The organism is Pseudomonas sp. W4I3 (genome assembly GCF_030816195.1).
Classification (GTDB): domain Bacteria; phylum Pseudomonadota; class Gammaproteobacteria; order Pseudomonadales; family Pseudomonadaceae; genus Aquipseudomonas.
Genome location: NZ_JAUSXS010000001.1, coordinates 511840 through 536029 on the forward strand (window position 1 = coordinate 511840; position 24190 = coordinate 536029).

A 24190-nucleotide genomic window follows, 5' to 3' on the forward strand; every position below is an offset into this window, starting at 1 on the left:
TGCCAAAATTGACTCGCCGTGCCGCACTCAATCGCCCCTTCCGCTGCTTGCCAATGGCTGTCCCAGAGCCGTCTGAGCCCAATGCCTGCGCCCTTGACCCTCGATTGGCTGTTCGATGAGGGCTCGCTGACGCGGCGGCTGACCGGGCTGTCCAACGACGGCTTCAGCGTGACGCCACTGCTCGAAGGCTGGCAGCCGTTGCGTGACGATGAATGTGCGGCGCTGGACCTGCCTCGAGCGAGCATCGGCTGGGTGCGCGAGGTGTATTTGCGTGGGCGTGACCAGCCTTGGGTATTTGCCCGCAGTGTCGCGTCACGCAGCGCCTTGCAGGGCGATGGTTTGCATATGGATGAGCTGGGCAGCCGGTCGCTGGGCGAGTTGTTGTTCTGCGACCGCGCCTTTACCCGCCAGCCCATCGAGGTGTGCCATTACCCAGAGCAATGGCTGCCCACGGCGGACCAGGCCGACGGGCTGTGGGCGCGCCGCTCGCGCTTTGATCGCGGATCGTTGAGCGTGCTGGTGGCGGAAGTCTTCCTGCCGAGTTTCTGGCATGCGCTGCATGACCATCCGGAGAACCGCTGATGTACCAACGTGCACTCAAATCCTTGAATCGCCTGAACCCCAGGGCCTGGGATTTCATTCAACTGACGCGCATGGACAAGCCTATCGGCATCTACCTGCTGCTGTGGCCGACGCTATGGGCGCTGTGGATCGCCGGCAAGGGCTCGCCGTCGCTGCTCAATATCATGATTTTCGTGCTGGGCGTGGTGCTGACCCGCGCCGGCGGCTGTGTGATCAATGACTGGGCCGACCGCAAGGTCGACGGCCATGTGAAGCGCACCGAGCAGCGTCCGCTGGTCAGCGGCAAGATCAGTTCGAAAGAGGCGCTGGTGTTTTTCGCGCTGCTGATGGGCATCAGCTTCCTGCTGGTGCTGCTGACCAACGCCAGCACCATCCTGCTGTCCCTTGGCGGGCTGGCGCTGGCGGCGAGCTACCCGTTCATGAAGCGCTACACCTATTACCCGCAGGTGGTGTTGGGCGCGGCGTTTTCGTGGGGCATGCCGATGGCGTTCACGGCCGAGACCGGTCATCTGCCGGCCGAGGCGTGGCTGCTGTACATCGCCAACCTGTTGTGGACGGTGGGCTACGACACTTATTACGCGATGACCGACCGCGACGACGACGTGAAGATCGGCGTGAAGTCCACCGCGATCCTGTTCGGTGATGCTGACCGGGTGATCATCCTCACGCTGCAGGGCCTGGCGCTGGTGTGTCTGTTGCTCGCGGGGGCCCGGTTCGAGCTGGGCGGCTGGTTCCACCTCGGGTTGCTGGCGGCAGCGGGCTGTTTTGTCTGGGAGTTCTGGTACACCCGCGACAGGGACCGCATGAAGTGCTTCAAGGCGTTTTTGCACAACCATTGGGCGGGGTTGGCGATTTTCGTGGGGATTGTGGCTGACTACGCGTTGCGATGAGAGGCTGGCGGCGACTGTTCTGACGCTATCGGGGGCAAGCCCCCTCCCACATTTGAAAGCGTACACACATCAATTGTGGGAGGGGGCTTGCCCCCGATGGCTTCAGCAGCGCAGAGCAATCAAGGCTTGATGATGTGCCAAGCCCCACCCTTGCCATCACCGGTCTTGTCTCCGGCCTTCTTGTCATCCTTGTAGGTGTAGACCGGCTTGCCGTCGTAGGCCCACTGACTGGTCTGGTCGTCGCGGGTGATGACCGTCCATTTACCCGCTGACTTGTCGGTAGACTCAGCCTTCAACGGCGGCCAATTGGTCGCGCACTGGTCTTTGCACACGGACTTGCCGGCGGCATCCTTGTCGAAGGTGTAGAGGGTCAAGCCCTTGTGATCGACCAGCATCCCGTCTTTCGTCATCGCAGGTTCTGCGGCAAAGGCCAGGCCCGGCAGCGTCAACGCGGCCGTTACCAGCAGGGCTTTCCAGGAAATCGTGCTGTAAGTCATCGGAACCTACCTTTTGTGGTTGTCAGGATTCGGACCCAAAGGGTAGTCCAGAGTGCCGTGATTTGCCCAAGCGACTAAATTACTGTCACACGACTGCAATAATTCCGTTATCTAATGCGGCGCAAGACAGTTAAATGACAAGAGGATTTTGAGCATGGTTGGCAGGAGCATTCTGATTGTTGACGACGAAGCGCCCATTCGCGAGATGATCGCCGTTGCGTTGGAAATGGCCGGCTACGACTGCCTGGAGGCGGAAAATTCCCAGCAGGCCCATGCCATCATCGTCGACCGCAAGCCGGACCTGATCCTGCTCGACTGGATGCTGCCCGGCACCTCCGGGATCGAGCTGGCGCGGCGTCTCAAGCGTGACGAGCTGACCGGAGATATCCCGATCATCATGCTCACCGCCAAGGGCGAAGAGGACAACAAGATCCAGGGCCTGGAAGTCGGCGCCGATGACTACATTACCAAGCCTTTTTCCCCGCGCGAACTGGTCGCGCGCCTCAAAGCCGTACTGCGCCGGGCCGGCCCGACCGATGGCGAAGCCCCTATCGAAGTCGACGGCCTGATTCTGGACCCGATCAGCCACCGCGTGACCATCGACGGCAAGCCCGCTGAAATGGGCCCGACCGAATACCGTCTGCTGCAGTTCTTCATGACCCACCAGGAACGCGCCTACACCCGCGGCCAACTGCTGGACCAAGTGTGGGGCGGCAATGTGTACGTGGAGGAGCGCACCGTGGACGTGCATATCCGCCGCCTGCGCAAAGCCTTGGGCGATGCCTATGAGAATCTGGTACAAACCGTGCGCGGTACGGGCTATCGGTTTTCAACCAAAGGTTGAGCTACAAGCAATTAGCCACACGCCGCAAGTTCAAAGCGGGACTGCTTTAGCTTGGAGCTTGCAGCTTGAAACTTGAAACTGCTCCGAAGGACGCACCTTGAACCAAAACTGGCATGGCACCCTGATACGCCACATGCTCCTGCTGGTCACCGGTTGCCTGCTGGTCGGGCTGATCAGCGGTTATTACGGCTGGAGCCTGGCCATCGGCATCGCGCTGTACCTGGGCTGGACCCTCAAACAGTTGCTGCGTTTGCATGAATGGCTGCGCCAGCACCAACCCGACGAAGCACCACCCGACGGTTACGGCCTGTGGGGCGAGGTATTCGACAGCATCTACCACCTGCAACGCCGCGACCAACGGGTACGCGGGCGCCTGCAAGCGGTGATCGACCGGGTGCAAGAGTCGACTGCCGCGCTCAAAGACGCAGTGATCATGCTCGACAGCGACGGCAACCTGGAATGGTGGAACCGCGCCGCCGAGACCCTGCTTGGCCTCAAGACGCCCCAGGACAGCGGCCAGCCGGTGACTAACCTGGTACGCCACCCGCGCTTCAAGGAATACTTTGAGCAAGACAATTACGAAGAAGCCCTGGAAATCCCCTCGCCCACCAACGACCGCGTGCGTATCCAGCTGTACCTGACGCGCTACGGCAACAACGAGCACTTGATGCTGGTGCGCGACGTGACCCGCATCCATCAGCTGGAACAAATGCGCAAGGACTTCGTCGCCAACGTCTCCCACGAACTGCGCACGCCATTGACAGTGATCTGTGGCTATCTGGAGACGCTGCTGGACAACGTGGAGGAGATCAACCCGCGCTGGAGCCGCGCCCTGCAGCAAATGCAGCAGCAAGGCTCACGCATGCAAACCCTGCTCAACGACCTGTTGCTCCTGGCCAAGCTGGAGGCCACTGATTATCCGTCGGATAACCACCCCGTGGCCGTACAAAGCCTGCTGCAGACCATCAAGAATGATGCCCAGGCCCTGTCCGGCGAGCGTGGCCAGCACATCACCCTGGAAGCCGACCCGCTGGTACTGCTCAAGGGCAGCGAGGGCGAGTTGCGCAGTGCATTCTCCAACTTGGTGTTCAACGCGGTGAAATACACCCAGGACAAAGGCAATATCCGCATTCGCTGGTGGGCTGACGGACACGGTGCGCACCTGAGCGTGCAGGACTCCGGCATCGGCATCGACGCCAAGCACCTCCCGCGCCTGACCGAGCGCTTCTACCGCGTCGATTCCAGCCGCAACTCCAACACTGGCGGCACCGGGCTGGGCCTGGCGATCGTCAAGCATGTGCTGCTGCGCCATCGCGCCCGCCTGGAGATCAGCAGCGTGCTGGGGCATGGCAGCACGTTTACCTGCCACTTTCCGCCGGCGCAGGTGACCCGTTCGCGGGCGATTGGCACAGACGAATAACTCAAATGCAGCACACATTTAAATGTGGGAGGGGGCTTGCCCCCGATTGCGGTGTATCAGTATCAGATGTGCTGACTGACACACTGTTATCGGGGGCAAGCCCCCTCCCACATTATATTTGCATCGTTCTGCAGGGTGTATTCCACACTCCGCCCGGCAGTGAGTACTAGGCAAGCGCCCCGCCAGCCGCTACATTGGCCGACCTGTGCCTGCCTTTCAGGCCCACCTGTCCCCTATTGAACACACGGAACCTGCAAAACCCCATCATGGACCCTTCCCCTGGTATCACCCTCGCGACACTCTTTGCCGATTTCGGCATGATTCTTTTTGCACTGGTCCTGGTACTGCTCAACGGTTTCTTCGTTGCGGCGGAATTTGCCATGGTCAAATTGCGCTCGACCCGAGTCGAGGCCATTGCTCACATCAACGGCTGGCGCGGGCAGATCCTGCGCACCGTGCACAGCCAGCTCGACGCTTACCTGTCGGCCTGCCAGCTGGGTATCACCCTCGCCTCGCTGGGCCTGGGCTGGGTCGGTGAGCCGGCCTTTGCGCATATCCTCGAACCGTTGCTGGGCGCCGTGGGCGTCGAGTCGCCGGAAGTGATCAAGGGCGTGTCGTTCTTTGCCGCCTTCTTCGTGATTTCCTACCTGCACATTGTGGTCGGCGAGCTGGCACCCAAATCCTGGGCCATTCGCAAACCCGAATTGCTGTCGCTGTGGACCGCCGTGCCGCTTTACCTGTTCTACTGGGCGATGTACCCGGCGATCTACCTGCTCAACGCCAGCGCCAATGCCATCCTGCGCATCGCCGGCCAAGGCGAGCCTGGCCCGCACCACGAACACCATTACAGCCGCGAAGAGCTCAAGCTGATCCTGCACTCCAGCCGTGGCCAGGACCCCAGCGACCAAGGCATGCGCGTACTCGCCTCCGCCGTGGAAATGGGCGAACTGGAAGTGGTGGACTGGGCCAACTCCCGTGAAGACCTGGTCACCCTGGACTTCAACGCCCCGCTCAAGGAAATCCTCGCACTGTTCCGTCGCCACAAATTCAGCCGCTACCCGGTGTATGACGCGCAGCGCAACGAGTTCGTGGGCCTGCTGCACATCAAGGATTTGCTGCTGGAACTGGCGGCCCTGGACCATATCCCCGAGTCGTTCAACCTGGCCGAACTGACCCGCCCGCTTGAGCGCGTGTCGCGCCACATGCCGTTGTCGCAGTTGCTGGAGCAGTTTCGTAAAGGCGGCGCGCACTTCGCCCTGGTGGAGGAAGCCGACGGCAAGATCATCGGCTACCTGACCATGGAAGACGTGCTGGAAGTGCTGGTGGGCGATATTCAGGACGAACACCGCAAGGCCGAACGCGGCATTCTCGCCTACCAGCCGGGCAAGCTGCTGGTGCGTGGCGACACCCCGCTGTTCAAGGTAGAACGCCTGCTCGGCATCGACCTGGACCACATCGAAGCCGAAACCCTGGCTGGCCTGATCTACGACACCCTCAAACGGGTGCCGGAAGAGGAAGAAGTGCTGGAGGTTGAAGGCTTGCGGATCATCATCAAGAAGATGAAAGGGCCGAAGATCGTGCTGGCCAAGGTGTTGATGCTGGACTGACAGCAGGCATGGTCTCAATGTGAGAGCGGCTCATTGTAGGAGCGAGCTTGCTCGCGAAAAACGCCCAGGCAACGCGTTCATTCTGGATAAACGCGCAGGGCCTGAGTTCTTCGCGAGCAAGCTCGCTCCTACAAAAAGCCTTAACTGACAGACATTAGGGCAAGCCCACTACCTGGATTACGCACCCGGCACGAAATGCTTCTGTGCGGTGCCACGCGCGATCAGGCGGGAGATGTAGTCCAGCTTCTGCGCATCCTGGTCGATAAAGCGGAAGGTCAGCTGCAGCCAGTCGCTGTCGGGCTTGGGCTCGTAGGCAACGATTGCATGCAAGTAGCCATTGAGACGCGCCACTTCAGCGTTCTCGCCTTGTTCAAGGTCGAGCACGGCGCTTTCCAGCACCTGAGGCAGTACATCCCCACGCCGCACCACCAACAACGCTTCCTTGATGCTCAGCGCCTTGATCACGCATTGCTGGGTGCCGCTGGACAGGCGCAACTGACCCTGACCACGACCGCCGGCAGGCGCAGCGGACGCAGCAGCGGCGACCGGCGCGCTGTTGAGCAGGCCTTTGCTCGGGGCTGCCGCCACTGTCGCCGCTGCAGGCTTGACCGCTTCAGGCTTGCCACCGGTCAGCGCGCTCAGGGAGTCGTTGCCGAAGGCCGAGTTCATCTTGGTCGGCGCGCTGGCGATCAACGCGTCGAGGCGGCCGATCTTGTGCAGGGCCTGCTTGACCTTGTTCAGCAACTGTTCGTTGGTGAACGGTTTGCTGACGTAACCGGACACACCGGCCTGAATCGCCTGCACCACGTTTTCCTTGTCGCCACGGCTGGTCACCATCACGAACGGCATGGCCTTCAGATGGGCTTGCTCGCGACACCAGGTCAACAGCTCAATCCCGGACATCTCCGGCATTTCCCAGTCGCACAGCACCAGGTCGAAGGTCTCGCGCATCAGAATGGATTGCGCCTTCTTGCCGTTCACCGCATCTTCGATCTTGATCCCGGGGAAGTAATTGCGCAGGCACTTCTTCACCAGGTCGCGAATAAACGAGGCGTCATCCACCACCAACACACTGACTTTACTCATCGACCCTTCATCCTATAAAACCTTGGCTGGCAGTACGCCTGACTGATGGCATTTTGCCAAAACTCTGCAGTCACGTTAGGACTTATTTCGCCCTACCCGCAATAAAATTCGGCTCGCCCACAAACGAAAACGCCCGGCCAATGGCCGGGCGTTAATTTCTCGGGCAACCTTACTTATCGTCAGATTCGCCCGGAACATTAGGGATAAGATCAGCGTTGCCTTCAACTTCGGCTTTCATGCGTTTGAGGCCCATGTGTCGCACGTCCGTGCCGCGCACCAGGTAAATCACCAATTCCGAGATATTGCGCGCGTGATCGCCGATGCGCTCCAGCGAGCGCAGCACCCAGATAATGCTCAATACCCGCGAGATAGAGCGCGGGTCTTCCATCATGTAGGTGGCCAGCTCACGCAAGGCAGTCTTGTACTCACGGTCGATGACTTTGTCGTACTGGGCCACTGACAGCGCCAGGTCCGCATCAAAACGCGCAAAGGCGTCGAGGGCATCGCGCACCATGTTGCGCACCTGGTCGCCGATATGGCGCACTTCCACGTAACCACGCGGCGCTTCGCCTTCTTCGCACAGCTGGATGGCGCGGCGGGCGATCTTGGTGGCTTCGTCGCCGATACGCTCCAGGTCGATCACCGATTTGGAGATGCTGATGATCAAGCGCAGGTCGGACGCCGCCGGCTGGCGACGGGCCAGGATGCGCAAGCACTCCTCATCGATGTTGCGTTCCATCTGGTTGATCTGGTCGTCGATCTCACGCACTTGCTGGGCCAGGCCCGAGTCGGCCTCGATCAGCGCGGTGACCGCATCGTTGACTTGCTTCTCCACCAGGCCGCCCATCGCCAGGAGGTGGCTGCGCACTTCCTCAAGCTCGGCGTTGAACTGCGCGGAGATGTGGTGGGTAAGGCCTTCTTTGCTAATCATGGGTTTGCTCCGCAAACGCTGTAAGCCGCAAGCTACAAGCTGCAAGCTGATTTGTGTCGTTGATCAAACTGCTTTTACTTGCCGCTTGAACCTTGCGGCTTGCAGCTGGGGCTAGCCATAACGACCGGTGATGTAGTCTTCGGTCTGCTTCTTCGCCGGATTGGTGAACAGGGTGTCGGTGTCGCCAAACTCCACCAGCTTGCCCATGTACATGAACGCGGTGTAGTCGGAAACCCGCGCCGCCTGCTGCATGTTGTGGGTCACGATGACGATGGTGAACTTGGATTTGAGCTCGTAGATCAGCTCTTCGACTTTCAGCGTCGAGATCGGGTCGAGGGCCGAACACGGCTCGTCGAGCAGCAATACCTCCGGCTCCACGGCAATGGTGCGTGCGATCACCAGACGCTGCTGCTGACCACCGGACAAGCCCAGGGCGGACTCGTGCAGGCGATCCTTGACCTCATCCCACAGCGCGGCACCCTTGAGCGCCCACTCCACGGCTTCGTCGAGGATGCGCTTTTTGTTGATGCCCTGGATGCGCAGGCCATAGACCACGTTTTCATAGATGGTCTTGGGGAACGGGTTGGGCTTCTGGAACACCATGCCCACACGGCGACGCAGCTCGGCCACGTCTTCGCCCTTGCGGTAGATGTTGGTGCCGTAGAGGTTGATGGCGCCTTCCACACGGCAACCGTCCACCAGGTCGTTCATGCGGTTGAAGGTGCGCAGCAGCGTGGACTTGCCGCAGCCCGACGGGCCGATGAAGGCAGTCACGCGCTGCTTGGGGATGTTCATGCTGACGTCGAACAACGCCTGCTTTTCACCGTAGTAGAGGCTCAGGCCCGGCACTTCGATGGCCACGGTTTCCTGGGCCAGGCTCAGGCTCTGCTTGTCGCGGCCCAGGGCAGACATGTTGATGCCGTGGGAATGGGTTTCGTGTTGCATGGGATGCTCCCTGTGCTGTTGTGTGGGAGGGGGCTTGCTCCCGATAGCGGTGTATCAGGAACATGTGTGCTGGCTGGCACACCGCAATCGGGAGCAAGCCCCCTCCCACAAATAAGTTCGCGTTCGATTCAGATCAGCTGTCCAGCGCCTTGTACTTCTCGCGCAGATGGTTACGTATCCACACCGCCGACAGGTTGAGCGTGGCGATCACCAGTACCAGCAGCAGCGCGGTGGCGTATACCAGCGGGCGCGCCGCTTCGACGTTGGGGCTCTGGAAACCGACATCATAGATATGAAAACCCAGGTGCATGATCTTCTGGTCCAGGTGCAGGTACGGGTAGTTGCCGTCCAGCGGCAGCGACGGGGCCAGCTTGACCACGCCGACCAGCATCAGCGGCGCCACTTCACCGGCGGCACGGGCCACGGCGAGGATCATGCCGGTCATCATCGCCGGGCTGGCCATCGGCAGCACGATCTTCCACAGCGTCTCCGCTTTGGTCGCGCCCAGTGCCAGGGAACCTTCGCGCACGGTGCGAGGAATCCGCGCCAGGCCTTCTTCGGTCGCCACGATCACCACCGGCACCGCCAGCAGCGCCAGCGTCAGCGAGGCCCAGAGCAGGCCCGGGGTGCCGAAGGTCGGTGCCGGCAAGGCTTCGGCGAAGAACAGCCGGTCCACCGAGCCACCCAGTACATACACGAAGAAGCCGAGGCCAAACACGCCGTAAACGATGGCCGGTACACCCGCCAGATTGTTGACCGCGATGCGGATAATCCGCGTCAGGGCGTTCTGCTTGGCGTATTCACGCAAGTACACCGCCGCCAGCACGCCGAATGGCGTCACGATCATCGCCATGATCAGCGTCATCATCACGGTGCCAAAGATCGCCGGGAAGATCCCGCCTTCGGTGTTGGCTTCCCGCGGGTCGTCGCTCAAGAACTCCCAGACCTTGCTGAAGTAGAAGCCGATCTTGGTCAGGGTGCCCATGGCGTTCGGCTGGTAGGCGTGCACCACCTTGCCGATGCCGATTTCGATTTCCTTGCCATTGCCGTCGCGGGCCGTCAGCGCGTCGCGGTTGAACTGGGCGTGCAGGTCGGCCAGGCGCGCTTCGATGTCCTGATAGCGGGCGTTCAGTTCGGCGCGGTCGGCGTCCATGTCGGCTTGGGCGGCAGCGTCGAGCTTGCCTTCCAGTTCCAGCTTGCGACCGTGCAGGCGGATGCGCTCCAGCCCGGCGTTGATCGCGCCGATATCGGTTTTTTCCAGGCTCTTGAGCTGGGCGGCGAGCTTGTTGACGCGATCCACACGAGCCTGCAGCTCCGGCCACGCGGCCTCGCCTTCGGCGATGATCTTGCCGTCCTGCTTGACGTTGACCAGGGTGCCGTAGAAGTTGCCCCACTCACGCCGCTCGATGGCCATCAACTGCACCGGCTTGGTCTGGTCCTTCAACCATTCGCCGACGATCCAGGTGAAGTCATTGCCGTTCAAGTCGCGGTTGCCGACCTTGATCAGCTCGCGAGTCATGAACTCCGGGCCCTCATCGGGCACCGGCAGGCCAGCACTTTTCAGGCGCTCGCGGGGGACTTCTTCCTTCTGCACCACTTCGCCGATGACGATATGGTTGGCCTGGCCCGGTACGTTGTAGTTGGCCTGGATCAGGTCAGCCGGCCAGAAGTGGCCCAGGCCGCGCACCGCAATCACGGCCAGCAAACCAATGGTCATGATGACCGCGATGGACACCGCGCCACCGCTGATCCAGACGCCGGGGGCGCCGCTCTTGAACCATCCATTCAGGGAGTTCTGTTTCACAGACTTCTACCTTTCTTAAAGCGACGAGTATTTCTTGCGCAGACGCTGACGAATCAGCTCGGCGAGGGTGTTCATGATGAACGTGAACAGCAGCAGCACCAGCGCCGAGAGGAACAGCACGCGGTAGTGACTGCCGCCCACTTCCGACTCGGGCATTTCCACCGCGACGTTGGCCGCCAGGGTGCGCAGGCCTTCGAACAGGTTCATCTCCATCACCGGCGTGTTACCCGTGGCCATCAGCACGATCATGGTCTCGCCCACGGCGCGGCCCATGCCGATCATCAGTGCGGAGAAGATGCCCGGGCTGGCGGTCAGGATGACTACGCGGGTCATGGTCTGCCAGGGCGTGGCGCCCAGGGCCAGGGAACCCAGGGTGAGGCCGCGCGGCACACTGAACACGGCGTCTTCGGCGATGGAGTAGATGTTCGGGATCACCGCGAAACCCATCGCCAGGCCTACAACCAGGGCGTTGCGCTGGTCGTAGGTGATGCCCAGGTCGTGGGAGATCCACATGCGCATGTCGCCGCCGAAGAACCAGGTTTCCAGGTACGGGCTCATGTACAGCGAGAGCCAGCCCACAAACAGGATCACCGGGATCAGGATCGCGCTTTCCCAGCCATCGGGAACGCGCAGGCGGATCGACTCAGGCAAGCGGCTGAACACAAAACCGGCCACCAGGATGCCAATCGGCAGCAGCATCAGCAGGCTGAAAATCCCCGGCAAATGCCCTTCCACATAGGGCGCCAGGAACAGGCCGGCGAAGAAGCCGAGGATCACCGTGGGCATCGCTTCCATCAGCTCGATCACCGGCTTGACCTTGCGGCGCAGGCTCGGGGCCATGAAGTAGGCGGTGTAGATCGCGGCAGCGACAGCCAGTGGCGCGGCGAGCAGCATGGCGTAGAACGCAGCTTTGAGCGTACCGAAGGTCAGCGGCGCCAGGCTCATTTTAGGTTCGAAGTCGGTGTTGGCGGCGGTCGATTGCCAGACATACTTAGGCTCGTCGTAGTTCTCGTACCAGACCTTGCTCCACAGCGCGCTCCAGGATACTTCCGGGTGCGGATTGTCGAGCAGCAACGGTTGCAGCTTGCCACCGGCCTCGACGATCACGCGGTTGGCCCGTGGTGACAGGCCGAACACACCTTGGCCGTCGACCACCGGGTCGACCAGCAAAGTGCGGTGCGCGGTGCTGTGGAATACGCCGAACTGGCCGGAAGCGTCGAGGGCGGTAAAGCCTTTGCGACGCTCCTCAGCGGTGATTTCCACAATCGGCGCGGTGCCCATCTGGAAGGTACGGATTTGCTTGAGGCGCTGCTCGCCATCCGGGTCGCGGGCCATGAACCACTGGGCCAGGCCACCCTTGGAGTTACCGATGATCAGCGAGATGCCGCCCACCAGTTGAGTGCTGGCGGTGACTTCGGCGTTGCCGTCTTCAAGCAGTTTGTAGCGACCGTTGAGGCTCTTGTCGCGCAGGCTGAACACATCGGCCTGGGCGCGACCGTTGATCACATACAGCCACTGCTGGCGCGGGTCGATGAAGATCGCCTTCACCGGTTCGGTCATTTGCGGCAGTTCGACACGCTTCTGCTCGCTGGTGACTTCGCCGGTCATCATGTTTTCTTCGCGACTCAGGGTCAGCACATTCAAGTGCGCACCGGCCGAGCCGGCCACCACCAGGGATGTATCGGTGGCATTGAGCGCGACATGCTCCAGCGGGCGGCCGGCCTCATCCAACGCGATCGGCATTTCGCCATACGGGTATTCGATCGCAGGGCTGATGGTTTTCTTGCCGTCCGGGTAGGACACCTTGTAGGTGTGGCGGAACACCATGGACTGGCCGTTGGACAAGCCCAGGATCACCAGCGGGCTGCCCGGCTGGTCTTCACCAATGGACACGACCTGGGTACCGGCCGGCAGCGGCAGGTCGACACGCTTGAGTTCAGCGCCGGTGTCGACTTCAAAGAACAGCGCCTGGCCCTTGTCGGAAACCCGCATGGCGACCTGGTTCTGTTCCTCAAGCGAGATCAATAACGGCTTGCCGGCGTCCTGCATCCAGGCGGGCGTCAGCGCCTCTTCCTTGGTCAGCGAGGCGCCGTGGAACAGCGGCGCAACGACATAGGCGAGGAAGAAGAAAATCAGGGTAATGGCGGCCAGCACGGCGAGGCCGCCGACCAGTACATACCAACGGGTGAAGCGATCCTTCAGCGCGCGAATGCGGCGCTTGCGTTGCAGCTCAGGCGTATTGAAATCAATGCGCTTGGGAGGGGAAGTCGTCGTCATGGTGGAATTGGCCAGATCATTCATGCGCACACCCTAGCGATCCTGTATGACAGAAAGATGACAATGCAGTGACGCAAGAAATCCGCCGCGTAGCAAAGCTGGCAGCGGACAAAAAAATGAGGGGTGCAGGGAGCTCGTGTGGGAGCCAATTGGCTTGTTCCCACAAGGCTCGCTGCTACACCAGGCTTAGTTGCCTTCTTTCAAACCCAGGTCAGCCAGGGCCTTGGCGGCAACTTTGGCTGGCAGTGGGATGTAGCCGTCCTTGACTACAACTTCCTGGCCCTGCTTGGACAGCACCAGTTTCACGAACTCGGCTTCCAGCGGGGCCAGAGGCTTGTTCGGGGCTTTGTTGACGTACACGTAGAGGAAACGCGACAGCGGGTACTTGCCGTTCAGGGCGTTTTCTTCGGTGTCTTCGATGAAGTCAGTGCTGCCTTTCTTGGCCAATGGCACAGTCTTCACGCTGGCGGTCTTGTAGCCGATGCCCGAATAACCGATGCCGTTCAGCGAGGAGCTGATCGACTGCACGACCGACGCCGAGCCCGGCTGTTCGTTCACGTTAGGCTTGTAGTCGCCTTTGCACAGGGCTTCTTCCTTGAAGTAGCCGTAGGTGCCGGATACCGAGTTACGACCGAACAGTTGCACTGGCTTGTTGGCCAGGTCGCCGGTCACGCCCAGGTCGCCCCAGGTTTTCACGTCGGCTTTGCTACCGCACAGGCGCGTCGAGGAGAAGATCGCGTCGACCTGTTCCATGGTCAGGTGCTGGATCGGGTTGTCCTTGTGCACGAACACCGCCAGGGCATCCACGGCAACCGGGATAGCGGTTGGCTTGTAACCGTACTTCTGCTCGAAGGCCGCCAGTTCGGTGTCCTTCATCTTGCGGCTCATCGGGCCCAGGTTGGAGGTGCCTTCAGTCAGCGCAGGTGGTGCGGTGGCGGAACCGGCAGCTTGAATCTGGATATTGACGTTCGGGTATTCCTTTTTGTAACCCTCGGCCCACAGGGTCATCAGGTTGGCCAGGGTATCGGAACCGACGCTGGACAAGTTGCCCGACACACCAGTGGTCTTCACGTAAGCCGGGATAGCCGGGTCAACACCAGCAGCCACCGCGTTGGCAGTTGCAACGCCAGCAGCGACAAACGTCATTGCCGCCATCAAACGCTTCAGTTTCATGCCTTACTCCTAGCAGATAGGGATAGTTGGATCGGGGCCAAGTATCGGTAGGCCGTGTGAACACTCTATGTCTGGAATGTGACAATTAGATGAAAGGCCAGCATGGGCAGCGAAGGCTTATGAGCAGGGGAAGGCTTGGAAACGCGGGGGTGACACGCAGGAATACGTTAATTCAGAAACACACTGTAATCATTGGTTAAGCACATTCGTTGTGGCGAGGGAGCTTGCTCCCTCGCCACGAACGGATCTGTTTACCGACCGCGTTTCCACAGGTAGCCACCGACCACCATGCCCATCACGCACAGTACGGCGACATAGTAAGCCGGCCCCATCGGGCTCTCCTTCATCAGCAGCGACACCGCCAGCGGCGTCAGTCCGCCGAACACGGCGTAGGCCACGTTGTAGGAAAACGACAAGCCACTGAAGCGCACCACCGGCGGGAATGCCTTGACCATCACGTACGGCACGACACCGATGGTGCCGACAAACAGGCCGGTCAGGGCGTACAGCGGGAACAGCCAGTCCGGATGGGCGATCAGGCTGTGATACAGCGTCCAGGACGTCGCCAGCAACAATGCGCAACCGGTGATCAGCACCCGGCCGGCACCGAAGCGGTCAGCCAGTGCGCCGGAGGCGATGCAACCCAGGCTCAGGGTGACGATGGCCAGGCTGTTGGCCTGCAACGCCACGGTGGGGCTGAAGTGGTAGACGGTCTGCAGCACGGTCGGGGTCATCAGGATGACCACCACGACACCGGCCGACAGCAGCCAGGTCAGCAGCATCGACAACACGATAGCGCCACGGTGATCGCGCAGTACCGCACGCAATGGCAACTCGGCGGCCAGGGTCTTGCGCTGCTGCATTTCGGCGAAGATCGGCGTTTCATGCAGCCAGCGGCGCAGGTACACAGACAGCAAACCGAACACACCGCCAAGCAGGAACGGAATCCGCCAGGCGAAATCCGACACCTGCTCCGGGCTGTAGATCGAGTTGATAGCGGTGGCCACCAGCGAACCCAGCAGGATGCCGGCGGTGAGGCCGCTGGTCAGGGTGCCGCAGGCGTAGCCGATATGCCGTGGCGGAACGTGTTCGGAGACGAATACCCAGGCGCCGGGCACCTCGCCGCCAATCGCCGCGCCCTGGATGATGCGCATCAGCAGCAGCAAAAGCGGCGCCCACAGGCCGATCTGTGCGTAAGTCGGCAACAGGCCCATGATCAGGGTCGGCACGGCCATCATGAAGATGCTCAGGGTGAACATTTTCTTGCGGCCCAGCAGGTCGCCAAAGTGCGCCATGATGATGCCGCCGAGCGGGCGGGCCAGGTAGCCGGCGGCGAAAATGCCGAACGTTTGCATCATGCGCAGCCATTCGGGCATGTCGACGGGGAAGAACAGTTTTCCGACCACGGTGGCGAAAAACACGAAAATAATGAAGTCATAGAACTCCAGCGCCCCGCCCAAGGCAGACAGCGACAGGGTCTTGTAGTCGTTGCGGGTCAGCGGGCGCGACGGTTGCGCGCTGCTTGCGGGCACGGAGGACATGGCAAGGCTTCTCTTATAGTAGTCATCGTAAAGGACTGCACGCCCGTGACTTGCGGCGGGCTTGGCAAGATAGCAAATCGCTTGAAAAAGCACAGCGCCATGAGCACAGTTGCGCACAAAAGCCCAGATACAGCCTCTATTTACCGACCAAATGAGCCTCAGGTGGTCGTCGTCGCGCCAGCGTCCCGATATACTCGCCCGTGCAAGCGCAAGAACCCCAAGCTTGAGGGGCTGCTGTGCCAAAACGCTGTTGGGCGCCATCCAGCCGATTTGGCAGAGTTTCCCTTTAGTTCGCCTTACGAGAAACGCATCGAGCGGTGTATGTTGGTGCTGAAACGTTTTTCCTGAAGACGGCTATCCACTTGAAATACCCATGAAGCGTCACGGGTCAGAGGCACCCTCGGCATGATCGAACTCGAACAAGAAGATCCAATCCCGCAAGGCGATCTCGCCCTGCAAATCACTGCGCTTCCGCGCGAAACCAACGGTTTTGGCGATATCTTCGGTGGCTGGCTGGTCGCGCAGATGGACCTGGCCGGCACGGCCATGGCCAGCAAGGTCGCGGGCGGGCGTGTGGCAACCGTAGCCATTGATCGCATGGCCTTCCTGGTACCGGTCGCGGTGGGCGCGCAGCTGTCCTTCTATACCCAGGCCCTGGAAATCGGCCGCAGCTCGATCCAGATGATGGTCGAAGTGTGGAGCGACGACCCGCTGTCCAGCGAATGGCGCAAGGTGACCGAGGCCGTATTCGTGTTCGTCGCCATCGATGGCAGCGGCCGCACGCGCTCGGTTCCGTCGCGCGCGCGTTAAACCTCACCGGGTTTTGACGGTCAATTGCCCCATTGCCTGCCATTGAGAGTGCTTTGTTATGCCGACGCCCCACGTTGAAACCGTGAAAATCGACGAGCTGGACTGCTGGCGCATCCGCCACAACGGCGCTGAATTGATGGTGGCCCAACAGGGCGCGCATATCTTCAGCTACCAGCGCGACGGCGAGCAGCCGCTGATCTGGCCGAACCCTGCAGCGGTGTTCAAGCGAGGCAAAGGCATCCGTACCGGCGTACCGATTTGCTGGCCATGGTTTGGGGTATTCGACCGCAACCCGCACAGTGTCCAAGCGATGCGCCAGAGCGATCAACCGGCCGGGGCTCATGGTTTTGTGCGTACGGCGCTGTGGGACTTGGCCGCGACCGAACTCGAAGGCCAAGCGTTGCGCGTTGACCTGGTATTGCCGGTACCGCCGGGTGGTTTCCCTGGCTGGCCTCATGAAGTCGACCTGAAACTGAGCCTGCTCCTGGACGATCAGCTGCATATTCGCTTGACCAGCCATAACCATGGCACTGACACCGTAACGCTCAGCCAGGCACTGCACACCTACTTCGCCGTCAGCGATGTGCGCAACGTGCAGGTCGAAGGGCTGGACGGGTCGGCTTATATCGACACGGCCGACGGCTGGGCCGAGAAGACCCAATCAGGCCTGCTGCATTTCACTGCCGAGACCGATCGCATCTACCTGGATACGCCGGCTCAACTGAGCATTGTCGATCAAGACTGGCAGCGCCGCATCCAGCTCACTGCAGAGGGCTCGAAATCCACCGTGATCTGGAACCCCTGGACCGAACGCGCCAAGGCTTTCGACGACATGGCCGACGATGGTTGGCAGGGGATGCTGTGCATCGAGACGGCGAATGTGCTGGACGATGTAGTGGTGTTGGCGCCGGGTGAAAGCCACACGCTGCAGGTCAGTATCACTGCCATACCCTCCTGAACTTCATGGCTGGCCTCCCTGATTCGTTCAAGCCGCCAGCCTCGACGTGTTGGCCTTAGTGATGAGTATGGGTCAGGCACGCTGACCCATTGGTACGTTGGTTGGTACGTTGGGTTACGACATACTTATGTAAGACCTCATGCTTAAGCAGCCTCGTTATGGTGCCGAAACCGCATCCATGGCAGGCATCAACATGACCCCCTCTCCCCAAGAAGTCGCGCAGCAAACACCCTCAGACATAGCCCAACTCGCATCCCAGTGGAATGACACGCTCAGTGAGACCGTTCGTGATCAGCCCTCAATGGCCTTTTGCGCAGATAAGCTGATATTGGGGGCATTTACCGAATTGTTTGATCGGCACGCAACGCTACATATCTACTTGAAGAACCCAGAGGACTCGTTGGCCGATCCGCCCACTGAAATGGACAGGGCGTTGATAACGCTGGTGAACGACGCTCTCCACACCTGTCGGATTCCGGCGTATTACACGCTACGCAGCGACTTCTATTTCTATAAAAACAACGCATTTACCCGACTGGACGACGCGAGCCATATAGCAATCCGAGCCCTCATAGGCAAATTGCTGGGGCCTGAGTCCTATTTGAATCAACTCAATCAGTTCTGGAACTCCAATCACAGCGCAACCCAGCAACCTCGTCGAAGCGTTATAGCTCAAGCCGTCGCGCTTTTGATCCAGTGCGAGGCGTCATTGCGATTCGAAACGGCTTCACTCGAGCCCGCCAGCGTCGCGCTGGTGCGGCAACTGAGTTCAGACCCGCCGCCAGAAACGCTGAATGTCTTTCATCTCAGCCTACAAGACACAACACACACTGATGAAATGGCGTTGGTCGGTGCATTCGCCATAAGCACCTGGCCACCGGGCGAACAGCGAACACTCAACCCCACAGTGCTCTACCTGCCAGGCCAACGCCTGGCCGAGTTCACCAGCCCGACAGCACTGAAGACAGATCTGGTGAATCTCTTAAACACGGCGCATAAGCGTCAACGTCTAATGGCCTGCATTGCTCATCGTCAACATTCGGCGTTTGAACGTTTGACGCCCAGGACGCGTGTCAACCTGGTACCTGTCACTGCCGTCGAGAGTTTTTTCAACCATCAGGTCAGCCTGCTTATTGCCAAGCAGCGCCAGGATATCGAGCACCACTGGGCCATTAGCCGCAACACCCCAGTGGACGTAATCAAGGCAATCGACCAGGCGGTCAGCCTTGCACCGTTGCTGAACTTCGACGAGGCCATCGAGCGATACGCCGGCAAACTCTTGACCCTCCGCGCGCAACGCAGAAAGACGGCCTCCGCTGTTCAGCAACGGCTGATACAGCTGAAAACCGACCGTTCAATGGATTTCACTGGCTTGCTGGCACAATTGAAAACCCTTCAAGCACAGGCTGCGCCGCAACCCCTGGCACACCAGTTCTTTGCACCTCATCACCAGTCACCGCTGTACCAGGCCTGCCGGCGGGCAGTGGAGGTGTTGAAGAAGCTCAGGGCTGACACCGATTTCGCAGCCTGGCTGAGCACGCGGTCGAGCGAGACCCAGGGTGATTGGTCGTTTTGGGACACACTCGGGAAGCTCGTCAGTACCCTGCCGGCTATTGTGGATTCGCCGCTGACTCGCTTTACCATCCAGGGCGTGCTGCTACCCCTGAGCGAGGTGCCAACCTATTGGAATCATGACGTCCAAGTTCTGATAGCGGCGCGGCGCGAGGTGGGTGATGGTATTCGAGAAGACGGTACTGTTCGGCTTGATCTTGCACTCAAGTTCTATGGTGTCCACATCGCCACCAATAGCCCGCCCCCGCTAGTGATTGAGCGGCTGCAAGAGCGCGCCGCCGAGCTATCCCTGGATATGGATGAAGGCAGGTTGCCTTTTGATGACGTCATTGACGCGCAAGGAGATGCCAGCCTGCAAAGTCGCCTTATTCAACGTCAATTGCCCGGTAACCGCTCGATATTCACGCAACTGACCGAATACTTCATGACGCCAGAACGCGAAGCAACGGCCTTGAAGACGCCGACGGTGGTGCTCGAAGAATGGCTCAATACCCGACAATGCCTTGAGTTTGGCAAGCAATTGGTCAAGGCACTGGATTGGTATACAACCGAAGATGAAACACCACCGGTAAAAGTGCTGCGCGACTTAGTCTGGCGGACACTTTGGCTACATCTTGAGCGCCCGAGGGACAATGCTCGATTGACCGTCGCGGGCAAAGAAATAGCGACGCCACTGCACTGGGGCCGCCGCTATAGCTATATACGCCAACAAATCGAGAATTCCTTGGTCCAGAACCACCAACTCACTCCCGGCGGTGTGCAAATGGTCATGCGCCTGCAGCAGCAGGCTTCTACTGCGGAAATCTGGGTGAAGGACATTCCCGACGACCTGCATTACGCCAGCTCCATCACCTGGGTGAATTTCAAGGCTGGCGTGATACTTGCGCAAGCCATTGCACCCGACGCTGCGCAACACATGACATTCCAGGAATTGCTCGGGTTAGTGGCGACAGCAAGCCAGAAAGCGACACCCGAACAACACGTGGTCCTCTCGCTGGCCAGAATGGGGCCAACGCTGGAATGGGCCACAGCCAACGGTGTACTGACGACCGAAAAAACCGAGCTCCTGCCTGAACAGATCCAATTGGCCGTGGAAGCCTTGGAGCAACAAGAACGCGACATCATCCAGGCAACCGAAACAATTTCTAAAGCACCACCTGGCCGTTGGCGCTTCCCCACGGATGATGAATTCAACCGGGGGTTCAGTGATTACCTGAGCAGTGTCAAAGCCGCCTACCCCACCTTGATCCGAGCCTTGCTGCCCAACCTTCCGGTAGCTGATCGTCGCGCCATCGAAAACGGCCAGGTAACGCTCTATGCCCTGCGTCAGGAGCTTCGCGACCTGCAGGTCGGACAAGAAACCCCGGAGAACACCGCTGCCGTCAGAGGACGCCAGGGCTTTATCATCCAGGCCCAAGTGGAGCAGAGCACTACCTATTATGAGGTGTTCCCTCGGGCCGCAATCATCCGCGCGCGTCCAGATATTCAAGCGCTGAAAATCGATGGCGATGTTGTTGTAAAAAACACAGGCGGCACAAGCCGTTCGAGCAAGGGAACCTTTCGAATGGCGACCTCCCTGCCTTTCGACTGGGAAGCGTATCAACTCGGCCACCGCCCTCGGGACGGCGTGTCCAGCCTGGTGATCGCCGAGCAGATCGGCCACGTTTTACCCGCGACGGCACCGGCCCCTTCAGAGTCCATGCGGGCGGCGCAATCATGGTCTTCAGTACGCAGTCGACAGTTGGCGGCTATCGTTGCCGATGATCTATTTCACACGGATGAATCTCAGCTCAAATCGGCCGCTCAGCGCAACACTTCCCTATACGAGGTGGTAAAGGAAACGATTGATGACTTTCTCTTCTACGCCAAAATGTTGGTGCCCTTTTGGGGCGGTGTCGAGGACATCGCCTCGGGAGATCCGCAACGCGTGGAGCGCGGAGGGTTGTCGTTGTTCACCGACTTGATCTCCTTCGCGACTCCCATTGGTAAATACATTGGCGGTTCGGGACGCTTACTTGCACAAGCCGGGAACATCAGTTTTCAGGTGGCGCTGCCGAGGTTCGCAACACTCACCAAACAGTTTTTGCTGGGCGCCTTTAAAGAGTTAAACCCACTGGAAGCAGTGCCCGTTCTGCTCAAGCTCGGTGGCTTGAGTTTATTGCGGCTCAGCCTGACCACGGTGCGTCAGGTGGACGCAGGCCTGGAGTTGTTCAGAAAGGCCCTGAACAAATCAACAAACGTACCCACTGGCCGGACGCTACGGTCGGTAGATCCGCAAACCTGGAAACCCCTTGAAACGCATGACAGTCTGTTTACCGTGGCAGGCATCGAGCATATTCCCATGCGCAGTGTCGGCACCGATCTGTTGCCTGAGTATCGCCTGATCGATCCACTGACCAATTCAGTGTTCGGCCCCCGGTACATTCCATTGGGCGAAGGGAGTCTGCAACGCATCCCCGATCTTGACGACTACGTCGCGCCCGTTACGTATGAGCAAACCCTGGAGTTCAGCCGGCGGGCCAACGGTGTCTATGATGGAAAGAACCAGCAGAGCTATGTGCGTGCCCGCGGCCAATGGTACGCCGTTGAAACCCGCTACAGCCTCACAGGCGACACTGAGTTCTATATCGTTCACCCCCACGACAAAACACGCCCTGCTCGCCGCATGGTCAAGAGGGAGGGGGTGTGGACGCCGGTGGGCGAAGGGGGGCATGCGGGGGGGAGACGGCTCAAAGAGCTTCAAAAAGCCAACGCTGAACAGGCTGCTCGTACAGGGCAAGCCCAAGAGACGATGGTTATCGCTACAGCCCTGCTGGATCAGGCCACTCAATCCAGCGAATTCAATACGATTCACCTGCTGTTTGATAAATATAAGCTACACAGAGAGGCCGTCGACGAACTAGGCCTGATACACACAAAACACACAGACTTGCCCATATTCGAGCCTAAAGATTTCACTACCACGCCGGACTTCGGCAGGGCGCGGTTGATCAATAACATTGAAGTGGCTAACAACCTCAGCCCGCGTTACGCGGCAGTCGTTGATAACCTGGAAGGCTATTTGGAGGCTCAGCAAAACAGTCTTCAACGGCTGACCGGGCCTGACAGCTCCATGCAGAACCTACCCATCGCTGAACGGCTCAAAGCCTTTGTGGACGGTAAACGCAAGGCCATTAACATCATCATTGAACAGACCAAGGTGTTGAAGTCATTACTGGACGATGAGCTGGAACGAATGCTGGGTCACCTGGAAAGACTTCCGGCACAAAAAGCCGGACCATCACGCGCCCCATCACAACCTGGCACGTCGCAAGCACCGCCCACCAAACCCCTGCCGCCGGCCGCCCCAAAACCTGCGCCAAAAAATCGCATCTCAATACTGATCGCCGGCGACCAGCCCCGCAGCACTAAAACCCTACTCGCCAAGCCCAGAGCCGAGAATAGCGATGTGGCGGACGTCCTTGACAGCCGTGGTCAGCGCATCGACACCTATTACAACCCCGGCGAGGGCAAACTCTGGATCAAATCCTCTATCCAAATCAAAGAGCCCACTACGACAGCCATTCCCAACCAGGCGAATCTCACCCGGGAGCTGAACGTCGCCACCGAAAAAATGCAGGATTTGATTAAGGAATATGATGACCTGACCGCGTTTTATACAAAAAAACCGTCTTCCGAACCCGCTGGTGCCGAAGCGCTTATCAGGTCCGGCGCGACGAAACTCAACCAGGGAGCCGATGACCTTGAGGCAGCCTGTATTGCCGTCACCGATGAGGCAACCCGGCAAGGTCTGATTGCGCAAGTGCGCCACTTCAGGGAGAACGCTGCACGGATTAATGCAATGGCGAAACGGGTACGGCGGGACCTGATTTCCATGCAAGCCCCCACTGGCAATGCTCTGGAGTTCCTGCACAGCCAACCAGACACCCTACGCATCCGCAAAACCCTGGACCGATCAGCGGGCACCCGTCCGATACGAAAGACTGGCACTAACCGTTGGGTAAAAGTCCCGGACTTTCTGGACGAGTTCGAGATTAAAATCGGGGACAACGTGTGGGCCTATTGTCACATGCACTTTGAACAAGCCTCCCACACCGTTCCCGCCAAAATCCATCTCAAGACGCCGGCACAGCGAGCACTGGGCGTAAGTGCTCAAGCCGACGCCGCTCGCGAAGGCCTGCGCTTGGATATCCACCGCGCAGAGATCTATTGGCCACAGGCCAGGCGGGTGTTCTACCCCGAGTTGGCAGGATGACTCAGCGCGTACGTCTTGCGCATGGATGCGGGTCGGAAATGAGTTAAAGGTCCGACTCTTTCACCGCCCGCACCTTCCCCGCATCCAGCGCATACGCTGCATCCGCCAGGTCGTTGTTCACCTTCTCCACCTTCAACGTGCCAGTAACCCACAGCGGCGTGTAGATATCGTCCAGCTTCAACCCCTTGGGGTAACGCACCAGCACCAACTGGTTGGGCGGTGGTGGCGGCACATGGATGCAGGCGCCTGGGTAGGGCACCAGGAAAAACAGCGTGCTGCGGCCCTTGGCGTCGGTTTCCAACGGCACCGGATAGCCGCCGATACGGATGTTCTTGCCGTTCATGGCCGCCACGGTCTTGGTGGAGTACATCACCGCCGGCAAGCCTTTGCTCTGCTTCAGGCCGCCCTTGTCGGTAAAGGTGCCTTGGGCTTCGGGGGAGTCGTGGTCGATCTCGGGCATGGCCTCGAGGGCTTTCTGATCCGACAGTGGCATCAGCTCAAGCCAGTCGGTTTCCGGCAGTTCGCCAGCGTGGGCCAGGCTTGAGCCCAGCAAGAGGAGAGTCAATAAAAGACGGCGCATGCAAAGGCTCGGCAAGTTCAGGTGGCGAGCATTCTAGCCCTCTGCGCCTGCGCAGCGCAGAGGACTTTGTCGGCTGATTACTTCCTTTTGATCAGGCCGTAGATCACCAGCAGCACAATGGCACCGACCAGCGCACCGATGAAGCCTGCGCCTTGACCGGCCTGGTAGATCCCCAGGGCCTGGCCACCGTAGGTCGCAGCCAGGGAGCCGGCGATACCCAGCAGGATGGTCATGATCCAGCCCATGCTGTCGTCGCCGGGCTTGAGGAACCGCGCCAGCAAGCCGACGATCAAGCCGATAAAGATGGTTCCGATGATACCCATGGCATTTCCCTCTGATTGGTGTGAGTCATGCCAAAGCCTAGTCAGACTTTGGCATCCTGCAATCAGAGGGACATGGAGCCTCAATGGTTCCCGCA

Annotated in this window: 18 protein-coding genes; 8 read left to right on the top strand and 10 right to left on the bottom strand. The window is 59.8% G+C overall.

The window, feature by feature from the left end; all coding sequences use genetic code 11:
• The first annotated feature begins 18 nt into the window (after positions 1-18).
• Positions 19-582 carry a chorismate lyase gene (locus QF045_RS02385; RefSeq protein WP_306490906.1) on the top strand — a complete coding sequence of 188 codons (564 nt, stop codon included), beginning with the start codon at positions 19-21 and terminating at the stop codon, positions 580-582.
• Positions 582-1472 (top strand): 4-hydroxybenzoate octaprenyltransferase, encoded by an 891-nt coding sequence (gene ubiA / locus QF045_RS02390; protein ID WP_306490907.1) that lies wholly within the window; start codon positions 582-584, stop codon positions 1470-1472. The genes QF045_RS02385 and ubiA overlap by 1 nt, the downstream gene beginning before the upstream one ends.
• 119 nt (positions 1473-1591) lie before the next feature.
• Here the strand turns inward: ubiA and QF045_RS02395 are convergent, their stop codons facing one another.
• Positions 1592-1969 (bottom strand): hypothetical protein, encoded by a 378-nt coding sequence (locus QF045_RS02395; protein WP_306490908.1) that lies wholly within the window; start codon positions 1967-1969, stop codon positions 1592-1594.
• 154 nt (positions 1970-2123) lie between these two features.
• Here QF045_RS02395 and phoB point away from each other — a divergent pair, with 154 nt between their 5' ends.
• The 3 genes from phoB to QF045_RS02410 all read left to right on the top strand — a co-directional run bounded on the left by phoB (position 2124) and on the right by QF045_RS02410 (position 5840).
• Positions 2124-2813 (top strand): phosphate regulon transcriptional regulator PhoB, encoded by a 690-nt coding sequence (gene phoB / locus QF045_RS02400; protein WP_003195617.1) that lies wholly within the window; start codon positions 2124-2126, stop codon positions 2811-2813.
• Positions 2814-2946: 133 nt separating this feature from the next.
• Positions 2947-4233, top strand: coding sequence for a phosphate regulon sensor histidine kinase PhoR (gene phoR, locus QF045_RS02405; protein ID WP_306494842.1), 1287 nt, complete (start codon positions 2947-2949; stop codon positions 4231-4233).
• A 266-nt stretch (positions 4234-4499) separates the two neighbouring features.
• On the top strand, positions 4500-5840 hold the full coding sequence (locus QF045_RS02410) for a hemolysin family protein (RefSeq protein WP_306490909.1): 1341 nt from the start codon (positions 4500-4502) through the stop codon (positions 5838-5840).
• Positions 5841-6017: 177 nt separating this feature from the next.
• On the opposite strand, the gene QF045_RS02415 is transcribed toward QF045_RS02410, so the two are convergent.
• From QF045_RS02415 to QF045_RS02445, 7 genes are all read right to left on the bottom strand, one after another.
• Positions 6018-6926: a response regulator gene (locus QF045_RS02415; protein ID WP_306490910.1), complete on the bottom strand. Its 909-nt coding sequence runs from the start codon at positions 6924-6926 to the stop codon at positions 6018-6020.
• Positions 6927-7095: 169 nt separating this feature from the next.
• Positions 7096-7857 (bottom strand): phosphate signaling complex protein PhoU, encoded by a 762-nt coding sequence (gene phoU / locus QF045_RS02420; protein ID WP_065953276.1) that lies wholly within the window; start codon positions 7855-7857, stop codon positions 7096-7098.
• A 111-nt stretch (positions 7858-7968) separates the two neighbouring features.
• Entirely contained in the window at positions 7969-8802 is an 834-nt protein-coding gene (gene pstB / locus QF045_RS02425; protein ID WP_048723523.1) for a phosphate ABC transporter ATP-binding protein PstB, read from the bottom strand.
• Positions 8803-8935: 133 nt separating this feature from the next.
• Entirely contained in the window at positions 8936-10606 is a 1671-nt protein-coding gene (gene pstA / locus QF045_RS02430; RefSeq protein ID WP_306490911.1) for a phosphate ABC transporter permease PstA, read from the bottom strand.
• Positions 10607-10621: 15 nt separating this feature from the next.
• Positions 10622-12655: an ABC transporter permease subunit gene (locus QF045_RS02435; RefSeq protein WP_306494843.1), complete on the bottom strand. Its 2034-nt coding sequence runs from the start codon at positions 12653-12655 to the stop codon at positions 10622-10624.
• A 414-nt stretch (positions 12656-13069) separates the two neighbouring features.
• Positions 13070-14056 carry a phosphate ABC transporter substrate-binding protein PstS gene (locus QF045_RS02440; protein WP_306490912.1) on the bottom strand — a complete coding sequence of 329 codons (987 nt, stop codon included), beginning with the start codon at positions 14054-14056 and terminating at the stop codon, positions 13070-13072.
• Between the two features lie 251 nt (positions 14057-14307).
• Positions 14308-15597 (bottom strand): MFS transporter, encoded by a 1290-nt coding sequence (locus QF045_RS02445; protein ID WP_306490913.1) that lies wholly within the window; start codon positions 15595-15597, stop codon positions 14308-14310.
• A gap of 405 nt (positions 15598-16002) precedes the next feature.
• Between QF045_RS02445 and QF045_RS02450 the strand changes: the two genes are divergently transcribed.
• From QF045_RS02450 to QF045_RS02460, 3 genes are all read left to right on the top strand, one after another.
• On the top strand, positions 16003-16407 hold the full coding sequence (locus tag QF045_RS02450; RefSeq protein ID WP_003176975.1) for an acyl-CoA thioesterase: 405 nt from the start codon (positions 16003-16005) through the stop codon (positions 16405-16407).
• A gap of 58 nt (positions 16408-16465) precedes the next feature.
• The gene (locus QF045_RS02455; RefSeq protein ID WP_306490914.1) at positions 16466-17365 is read left to right on the top strand and encodes a D-hexose-6-phosphate mutarotase; all 900 of its coding nucleotides are present in this window, start codon (positions 16466-16468) and stop codon (positions 17363-17365) included.
• Positions 17366-17504: 139 nt separating this feature from the next.
• Positions 17505-23192, top strand: a complete 5688-nt coding sequence (locus QF045_RS02460; protein ID WP_306490915.1) for a hypothetical protein — start codon at positions 17505-17507, stop codon at positions 23190-23192.
• Between the two features lie 43 nt (positions 23193-23235).
• Here QF045_RS02460 and QF045_RS02465 read toward each other — a convergent pair whose 3' ends face one another.
• Together QF045_RS02465 and QF045_RS02470 are read right to left on the bottom strand one after the other, a co-directional pair.
• Positions 23236-23772, bottom strand: coding sequence for a DUF3299 domain-containing protein (locus QF045_RS02465; protein ID WP_306490916.1), 537 nt, complete (start codon positions 23770-23772; stop codon positions 23236-23238).
• 77 nt (positions 23773-23849) lie between these two features.
• A complete protein-coding gene (locus tag QF045_RS02470) occupies positions 23850-24095 on the bottom strand; it encodes a GlsB/YeaQ/YmgE family stress response membrane protein (RefSeq protein ID WP_057006311.1) in 246 nt (81 codons plus the stop codon).
• Between the last annotated feature and the right edge of the window lie 95 nt (positions 24096-24190).